The 6712-nt window shown below is 61.2% G+C and carries 7 protein-coding genes; all 7 read right to left on the bottom strand.

Features of this window, described 5'->3' with window-relative positions:
• The coding region (locus KBF66_RS18175; RefSeq protein ID WP_296660835.1) for a phosphatidate cytidylyltransferase at positions 1 to 824 on the bottom strand (824 nt) is incomplete at its 3' end.
• Between the two features lie 13 nt (positions 825 to 837).
• The gene (locus KBF66_RS18170) at positions 838 to 1470 is read right to left on the bottom strand and encodes a lysophospholipid acyltransferase family protein (protein ID WP_296660832.1); all 633 of its coding nucleotides are present in this window, start codon (positions 1468 to 1470) and stop codon (positions 838 to 840) included.
• Positions 1467 to 2240, bottom strand: coding sequence for a transglycosylase domain-containing protein (locus tag KBF66_RS18165; RefSeq protein ID WP_296660829.1), 774 nt, complete (start codon positions 2238 to 2240; stop codon positions 1467 to 1469). The genes KBF66_RS18170 and KBF66_RS18165 overlap by 4 nt, the downstream gene beginning before the upstream one ends.
• A gap of 114 nt (positions 2241 to 2354) precedes the next feature.
• Positions 2355 to 3194 (bottom strand): shikimate dehydrogenase, encoded by an 840-nt coding sequence (gene aroE / locus KBF66_RS18160; RefSeq protein WP_296660826.1) that lies wholly within the window; start codon positions 3192 to 3194, stop codon positions 2355 to 2357.
• Positions 3195 to 3221: 27 nt separating this feature from the next.
• Entirely contained in the window at positions 3222 to 4079 is an 858-nt protein-coding gene (locus tag KBF66_RS18155; protein ID WP_296660822.1) for a TonB family protein, read from the bottom strand.
• Complete coding sequence (locus KBF66_RS18150) at positions 4076 to 6145, bottom strand: ribonuclease catalytic domain-containing protein (protein WP_296660817.1); 2070 nt, start codon at positions 6143 to 6145, stop codon at positions 4076 to 4078. The genes KBF66_RS18155 and KBF66_RS18150 overlap by 4 nt, the downstream gene beginning before the upstream one ends.
• A gap of 73 nt (positions 6146 to 6218) precedes the next feature.
• Positions 6219 to 6712: flagellin (locus KBF66_RS18145; protein ID WP_365732555.1), on the bottom strand; the 494-nt coding region annotated here is incomplete at its 5' end.

Here is a 6712-nt window from a genome sequence, read left to right as displayed (position 1 = left end):
CCCAGGGACCCGGCCGCACAGGCGATGAACGACAACGCAAAAGCCCGCCCCGGTACAAACGGCGTGATGCCGGCCAGCAACGCCCCCAGCAGGCTGCCCACCGCCATGCCGACCCACCAGCTGCGCCAGGTGAAGCTATGGCTGATGGCTGGTGCCACCGGATGCCGGTGCAACCAGCGGTGCACCAAGTGTTGGGTGACCATGCAGCTTTGCACCACCAGCACCAGAAACAGCATCAAAAACGCATTCTTGTGGTACTTGGAAAAATTCAGCAGCATCAGCGCGGGCACATGGCTCAGGCCATAGATGCAGACCATGATGCCCCACTGCAGCTTGGCGTTGCGCTCCAGAAAGCGCTGGGGATCGTTGGCCAGCGCGCTCACCACCGGGATGGCCAGGAACACATACACCGGTATGAACACCGCAAACAGGTCAAATTGACGGCTGCCGACCAGCCAGTATTGCACCGGCAACACGACGAAAAAAGCCAGAATCAGGCTGCGGTGGTCACCATGACGCGTGGGCGAGAGGGTGAGGAACTCGCGCAGCGCAAAAAATGAGCCAAAACCAAACAACACCAGTCGCGCCTCGTCGCCGGCGATCCACGCCACCCAAAAGACGAAAATCATCATCCAGCTGGTCTTGAGCAGTTTGCTCAGGTTCTCGATGTCGCAGCTGCGCCGGTGGCTGGTGTTGGCGTCTTCGGACTCGCGCATCGACAGCAAAAACACCACGACGCCCGCCATCAGCAGCAAGCCAAAAACGATGATGAACAGGGCGCCGATCTGCTCGGTGGCGCTCAGGTTTTTCAGGGCTTTGTACATGGTGGTCGGCCGGTCAAACGTCGCGCAGGGCCACCACGGCGGCGCGTGCCCGAGTCAAAAAGTCATGCCGTTCTTCGCCGGGCTGCACGCGCATGGGGATGCCAAAGGTCACTGAGCACAGCACTGGGACCGGCACCACTTCGCCCTTGGGCATGACTCGTTGAACATTGTTGATCCAGGCTGGCACCAGTTCCACCTCGGGGAACTTCAAGGCCAGGTTGTACAACCCGGCCTTGAAGACGTTGGGTTCATCGGCGTAGCCGCGGGTGCCCTCGGGGAACAGGATCAACGAGTCGCCATCTTTCATCGCGTCTATCAGCGGCTCCAACGGGTCTTCGTCGGCATGGCGCTCGCGCGAGACATAAATCACATTGAACACCGCTGTGGTCAGCCATTCGCGAAATGGGGTCTTGGTCCAGTAGTCGCGCGCGGCCACGGCACGCACGCCGCGGCGCAACTCCTTGGGCAGCGCGGCCCAGATCATCACCAGGTCGGCGTGGCTTTGATGGTTGGCAAAATAGATGCGCTGCTCCGCTTTGGGCGGGCAGCCCCACCAGCGCGCCTGCGAACCGGTCAGGATACGGATCAGCCCCAGCAAGAAGTAGCTCACCAGCATTGCAGCCCATTCCAGTAGCAGCGTTCTCATGGCAGTTCGGCGCTTGGCATCCGGTTGGCAATGACACCCGCCCGGCCCGCCACGTAAGCGGAGTTGGGCAGCTTTTCAAAGTATTTGGGTCGCGGCAGCATCACCGCCAGGCGTGCGGCTTCATAGGCGCTGAGCTGAGCCGCTGGCTTGCGAAAATAATGCTGCGCCGCCGCTTCGGCACCAAACACGCCTTCGCCCCATTCCACACTGTTGAGGTAAATCTCCAGAATGCGCTGCTTACTCAGCAGTGCTTCAAGCAGCATGGTCAGCACAAACTCCTGTCCCTTGCGCAACAGGGTGCGCTCACCCGACAAGAACAGATTCTTCGCCAGTTGCTGGGTGATGGTCGAGCCGCCCACCACTTTGGCAGGCTTGACCGCTTTGAGCGGGGCCGCATTCTGTTTGGCGGACTTTTCCTGGGCACGGTTGAGGCGCTCCTGCAACTGAGAAGCGAGTTCCTCGGCCTTGCTGTTTTTTTGCCAGGCTTTTTCCAGCGCATCCCAGTCAACGCCATCGTGATTGGCAAAACCGTCATCCTCGCTGGCAATGACCGCACGTTTGAGCTGGTTGGAAATCTTGTCGTAGGGCATCCATTGCTGGCGCCACGGCAGGCGGCCCTTGTCGGTGACGATGCGCCACGCCTCTGAACGCTCGAACGCGGTGGATTGGGGGTCGACCACCGTCATGGCGGCGATGCGCGCCACAAAATACAGCTGCAGCAACAAGCCTGCGGCGATCAGCATCCCGGTCCAGCGCAACAGCATCTTCATGGCGGGTTGAAGCTGGCGGGCCGTGACAGCCAGTCATCGCACATCGAGCGCGAGGCAACCCTGTGATTGCTCGGTTGGTTCATCTGGCAAGCCTTTTGAAAGTGCCGGGGGACTTCATTTCTGTGTCAGGTGCAGCCGCAGCTCGGCCAGCACCTGACCGGCCGGCGGCATGACACCACGCCAGATGTTAAACGCCTCGGCCGCCTGACCCACCAGCATACCCAGACCATCGCGTGGCACGGCGCCGTGTGCACTGGCCCAGTCCATGAACGGCTGGGCACCGGCTCCGTACATCATGTCGTAGGCCAGTGCACCTGGCTTGAGCACATGGGCGTCGACCGGGACACCATGTCCACCCAGGCTGCTGGCTGTGCCGTTGATGATGATGTCAAATTGACCCTCCAGCCCTTTCAGATGATGCGCTTGAAGCTTCACATTTTGTAGCTTGGCAAGGTCTTGGTGGCGTGCCACCAGTTCCGCAGCCTTGTGCAGCGTGCGGTTGGCCACGCTGACGTGGCTCGGTCCCGCCTGAATCAAGGGGCCAAGCACCCCGGCGGCGGCACCGCCGGCGCCGATCAGCAGCACGCGAGTGCCTTGCAGGCTGAAACCGGCGTTTTGCTCGATGTCATCAACCAGTCCGATGCCATCGGTGTTGTCGGCCTCAATTCTGCCGTCCTGAAAGGTCAGGATGTTGCAAGCCTGGGCCAGCAAACCACGCTCGCTGGTGTGGGTGGCCAGCGCAGCGGCCTCAAACTTGAAGGGCACGGTGATGTTGCAGCCGTGGCCCCCTTCGTCCACGAAACTCTGCACGCTGTGGTCCAGGTGGTCCAACGGAATCAGTCGCTTGGTGTAGACAATGTCCTGGCCGGTGAGCTCGGCAAAACGGGCGTGGATCCAGGGTGACTGGCTGTGGGCAATCGGATTGCCCATGACGCAATAGAGGTCGGAGGTCATGTCGGGAGCTCGGTGGAGGGTAGCGGATTATTGGGTACCGACACGGGTTTCCAATGTGTCGTCTCGGGTAAATTTAAAGCGCGACACCACGGCGATCTGGTCGGCCTGGCGGCGCATGGCGGTGCTGAATGCACCAAATGGGCCAGCGCTTCTGGCGATGGCCTGAGCGCGGCGGTCCAGCGCGGGCACACCCGAGCTTTGCACCAGCTCGGTTGACAGCACCTGACCGTCGTGGTTGATATTAACAATCATGGTCAGTTCACCATACAGCTTCTGGCCGTTGAGTTGCGGAAAATTCTCGGTGCCCTTGTCTTCGATATTGCGGCGCAGGCGATCGTAATACACCGCGTACACCGCCTCGCGCGTGGCGGGACTGATGTAGCGCTTTTTAGGCCGGGCGTTTTCCGCGTTGATGCGGCGTTCAATCTCGGCCAGCAGCTTGATCAGCTGGCGACGTTTTTCTTCGCGTTGAACCTGATCGGGGCTGAGCTGCGCCTGTTGAGGATCGGTCGGCGGCATGGCGGCCAGCGTGTTCTTGACCTGCGACAGGATCAGGTTTTGCTGCTCCTGCATGTCGCGCAGTTGGCGTTGCTGATCCTGTTCCGTGTCTTCGCCAACGTTGGACAGTAGGGCAGGGGGCAAGGGGCTGGTGGCGCGCCCGCGCTCGGCTTCGCCACCACCGGCCATGTTGGCCTGGGCGATCGCCTGGGCTTTGGTAGGGCGCTCGTCGGCACGGGCGTTGACCAGCACCACTTCCAGCGGTGTGTCTTCAAACACCCGGTTAAAGGCCTCGGGGTCGACAAATCGCAGCGTCAGCAAAACCCCATGGACCGCGATGGACACGCCCAACGCCAGGTGCAGGGTGCTGAGGTTGCGCAGGTTCACGGTGTGGGTGACGGGCTGTCCGGCGGTTGCCCGGAGGCGACAGGCGACTCCGCCTCGTCAAGGCTCATGGCAATGGCAATCGGACCGCCCATGGCGTCGTCGTCGTCCATGTCTTCGCCTTGGGCGGTGTCGGGTTCGGCGTCGAGCCGCTCGGTCACCGTGCCATGGATGTCGAGCGATACCAGGTCGATGTCACCCAGGCGCACCATCACCCGGGCAAAGCGCGGCAGGTTCTGCGCACCGGCCACCGGCAGCACCAGCGGCAGGTGGTCGGCGCGGACCAGGTTGTCTTTGAACAAGGTGGCCTCGATCTGGCTGATGTCTTGCTGCTGCAGATACTTGAGCACCCAGAAGCGCTCCATGGCGTTCTGGAAGCCGTTGTAGGTGTTGTAGGCAGCATCGAAGCTGGAGATGATGGAGAATAGCTCGGCGTCCTTGGGTTTGAACGGTGCGACCAGTGCGGCGGTTTTGCCATGGCGGGCGCAGGCAATGATCTGCCACTGGTTCACCAGATCGGTGTAGCGGCGCAGTGGCGAGCTGCTCCAGGCGTAGCTTTTCACGCCAATGCCGGCGTGCGGCAGCGCTTTGGTGCCCATGCGCACCTTCACGCCGGGCGCCATGCTGGCCTGGCTGCGGTAGATGCCGGGCACGCCCAGCTCGGCCATCCAGCCACCCCAGGTGCTGTTGGCCAGGATCATGGCTTCAGACACGATCAGGTCCAGCGGCGCACCGCGCTGGCGGACGCTGATCTGCACTGATTCGCTGCCATGGGGTTCGGCACCGTCGTTGCCCACCAAGCGGTAGTTGTAGTCGGGCCGGTTGAAGTTCTCTGGCTTGCCGCGTACCACTTCACGTTTGGCCTTCAGATCTTTTGCCAAACGCTGTAAAAAAGAGAGCTCTGAGCGCTTTTCAGATAAGCGCTCAGGGTCATTCTGATGCTGAAAATCCGGGTTCTCCAGCCATTCAACAGTGACCACCGCGTCGAGTTGATCATGGCGCAGGTTGGTGCCAATGTGCACCCGCTCCAGACGTGTCTCGGTGGCCTTGATCTCCAGCGTGGCCTCGTCGAGCGTGACGTACAGCGACACGGCAGGGCAGTCCTGTCCTTCCAGCAGTGTGTACTTTTGCACCACCTCGTCGGGCAACATGGTGATCTTGTAGCCCGGCATGTACACCGTGGACAGGCGGGCGCGGCCGAGCTGGTCGATGGCGCTGCCAGGTTTGATGGCCAGGCCAGGCGCGGCAATGTGGATGCCCAGCAGCACTGTGCCGGTACCCAGGCCTTGCACCGAAAGTGCGTCATCAATCTCGGTGGTGGCGGAGTCGTCGATGGAAAATGCCTGGGCACCCGACAGAGGCAACTCGTCGGTGATGAGTGGCGCGTCAAGCTTGACAAAACCGGTGCCTTTGGGAAAGTTCTCCAGCAAAAAGCGCCGCCAGTGGAACTGGTAAGGTGAGTCGATGGCCCCCGCCTTGATCAGCAGATCCAGCGGACCGAGGTGGCTGGCGCGTGACGCTTCCACCACCGCCTTGTACTCGGGGGCGTTTTTGTCCGGTTTGAACAGGATCTTGTACAACTGGTCCCGAATCGCCGGTGGACAGGTGCCTGCGACCAATTCCTTGACCCACGCGTCAATCTGCAGGCCGATCTGCTTTTTCTTTTCGATGGCGGTCAGCGCCTGTGCCAGGATGTCGGCAGAAGCTTTGCGAAAGCGGCCTTTGCCGGCGCGGCGAAAATAGTGGGGTGCGTCATACAGGGCCAGCAACATGCCGGCCTGTTCGGTCAGCGTGGCCTGAGCGCTGAAGTAGTCGCGCGCCAGGTCGGCAAAACCAAACTCATCCTCAGGGGCAAATTCCCAGGCCATGTCAAGCTCAATGCTGCAACTGACCGCCTGCGCCGCCGCCAGCAGTTGTGCTGGTTCTGGCTTGTCAAACCTGAGCATGATGTTGGCTGACTTGACCTTGACGCGTTTGCCGCTGTCGAGCTCGACTTGCGCCGACGTGTCGGCCTCCGAGAGTATTCTCCCGGCGAGGAACTTGCCGGTTTCTTCAAATAATAGGTGCATCGGCAGATTGTCCCATGGGCCGATCACCCCGGGCTTGCACCGAGCTCGGGGCGTCGTTGCCGCAGTGGCCGCGCTAACCGATGAAATTGAACAGCGAGAGCTTCTGGATCTGCGCGTAGGTCTGCAACGCGGCTGAGTAACCGGTTTGCTGGTTCTGGAAGTCTGAAATGCCCTTGACCATGTCCAGATCCTCGGCGCGGGAGCGGTCGGCCTCCAACTCTATACTGCGTGTTTCCTGGTTGGCGCTGATGCGGTCGGCACGGCCAAGCAGATCACCTGCCTTGCCACGCTCGGCAGAGATACGCTGCATGCCGATGTCGATGTTGTGGAGGGCCTGGCTGACGGCTTGGGTCGCGGCGTTATTGTTCTGCGCGGAGGCGATGTCGGAGATTGCGTCGTCAAGGACACTGAAGATGCTGGGGCGGGCGTCGATGCTCACGGTGTCGTTGAGTTTGGGTGTGCCGCTGATCGTGAACGAAAGGCCAGGGATGCTCGTGACCGTGATACTGGCTGGGGTGGCAGTGGGATAGGTTACGGTGACTGGTGCTAAGGCACCAGACACGGCAG

The organism is Rhodoferax sp. (assembly GCF_018063565.1).
GTDB lineage: Bacteria > Pseudomonadota > Gammaproteobacteria > Burkholderiales > Burkholderiaceae_C > Rhodoferax.
The sequence above is the reverse complement of the archived record's forward strand: the minus strand, read 5'-3'. Positions and strand labels throughout refer to the sequence as shown.

What these genes read in the sequence shown, in the direction of transcription:
- KBF66_RS18170 (WP_296660832.1), bottom strand. Translation starts at nt 1,470, where the DNA reads ATGAGAACGCTGCTACTGGAATGGGCTGCAATGCTGGTGAGCTACTTC.
- KBF66_RS18165 (WP_296660829.1), bottom strand. Translation starts at nt 2,240, where the DNA reads ATGAAGATGCTGTTGCGCTGGACCGGGATGCTGATCGCCGCAGGCTTG.
- aroE (WP_296660826.1), bottom strand. Translation starts at nt 3,194, where the DNA reads ATGACCTCCGACCTCTATTGCGTCATGGGCAATCCGATTGCCCACAGC.
- KBF66_RS18150 (WP_296660817.1), bottom strand. Translation starts at nt 6,145, where the DNA reads ATGCACCTATTATTTGAAGAAACCGGCAAGTTCCTCGCCGGGAGAATA.